This is a genomic window from Streptomyces sp. NPDC048290 (genome assembly GCF_040652095.1).
Taxonomy (GTDB): domain Bacteria; phylum Actinomycetota; class Actinomycetes; order Streptomycetales; family Streptomycetaceae; genus Streptomyces.
Window position 1 is genome coordinate 1 of the sequence record NZ_JBEZLM010000066.1, and the last position, 1,575, is coordinate 1,575.

Below are 1,575 nucleotides of genomic sequence, written 5' to 3' on the forward strand. Positions count from 1 at the left end.
CTTCTTCAAACCGGAGAACTTCATCTCCAAGACGGCACAGATGCGCCGGGGAGAGACCCGGATCAGGGACCTGGAGTACGTCCGCAACTCCGGCACGCGCAAGGGCGACGTCGGTATCTACATGCGGGTCAGCGTGCCCAAGGACGCCCAGGGGGCGTTCCAGAACTGGTTCCACTCGCCCTACACGCAGTCCATGACCGGTGGCACCACCATCAGCTACAGCCTGGAATCCGCCAACAGCGTCAAGTACCAGGCGGGCTTCGAGCAGTACTTCCCGGTGCCCTCGCACGTGGTCACGGCGGTCAACCCCTCGCAGACCTACAGCTACACCGAGACCGGCACGAAGGGCGACGCGCAGAACATCGCGGGCTCCATCACCCGCTCCTACGAGGCCGGTCTCACTCCTGGTGTGATCACCGCCCTGGACGTGGACTTCTTCATCGTCGCCGAGGGCAAGCACACCGGTCCGCGCGGCAGCAAGGAGCCCACCCACGTCACGAAGCAGGTCACGGCCAAGGGCGCCTTCAACGCCTGGATGACCCTGGCCCAGGCCCGCCGCTACCAGATCATCCCGAACAGCGACCTCGGCCTGGGCAACCCCATGGCCTCCGGCCGTAAGCCCACCCCGGGCAGCGAGGTCACCTTCCACTCCTCGGCACCGACCGACGGTGTCCCCCCGCTCAGCTTCCCGACGTACGGCCTGAACACCTCGGGAATGCTCACCGAACTGATCGACACCGCGACCGTCAAGGACCCGAAGTTCGCCCAGGAACTGGCGACCGTACTCACCCCGGAACCGTCCAAGGTCTCGCAGGACGGGAACGAGAAGCCCAAGGACAGACTCAGCCTGCTGCGCAGCGAGCCCGACCAGGAGCATCTGCTCACCCCGGAACACGAGGTGGCACAGCAGCCGCTGGGGAACGAACCGTCCACGACGGTGACCTCGGCCGCGCAGCAGAAGCTCACCGGGAACCTGTTCCCGACCTGGCTCGGTGACGACCAGCTCAACAACTACCAGCGGGCTCAGCGGCTGCTCGGCGACGATGAGACCAAGGCGATGTTCCAGTCCATCTTCGAGCAGAACATGCGGGTCGTGGTCCGCAAGGCCAACGTGATGGTCGGCAGCGTCAGCGCCTCGCTGACCCTCAAGGCCATCCGGACCGACGAGGACGCCGCACTGTCCGGCATCATCCCGCGCAACGGCAGCAAGACCTCCCACCAGCTCGCACCCGGCGTCAAGGACACCGCCACCAAGGACCTCACCAAGACCACGGCGGTCGGCGGGACCGTCGTGGTCGCGACGGGGAGCGTGCTGACCCCGCCGGTCAATGTGACCGGCGCCGGCACCGGTACCCGTACCCGGGACGACAAGACCACCCGGACCGAGGAACTGAACGTCTCGGCGACCCGGCAGCTCACCGTCACCGGCAGCCAGGCCCAGTTCCGCGCGCCCGTGAAACTCGTCCTGAGCCTGGAGGCGCAGGGCCAGACGATCGCCGAGGTCAAGCGCACGGTCTACGCGAACTGGCGCCAGCCCGCCGAGACCCTGCACACCACGCCGCCCACACCCTCGGC

At 67.1% G+C, this 1,575-nt stretch carries 1 protein-coding gene; it reads left to right on the forward strand.

Annotation, left to right across the window (positions count from 1 at the left end):
* Positions 1–1,575: hypothetical protein (locus AB0D49_RS41735; protein WP_362769515.1), on the forward strand; the 1,575-nt coding region annotated here is incomplete at both ends.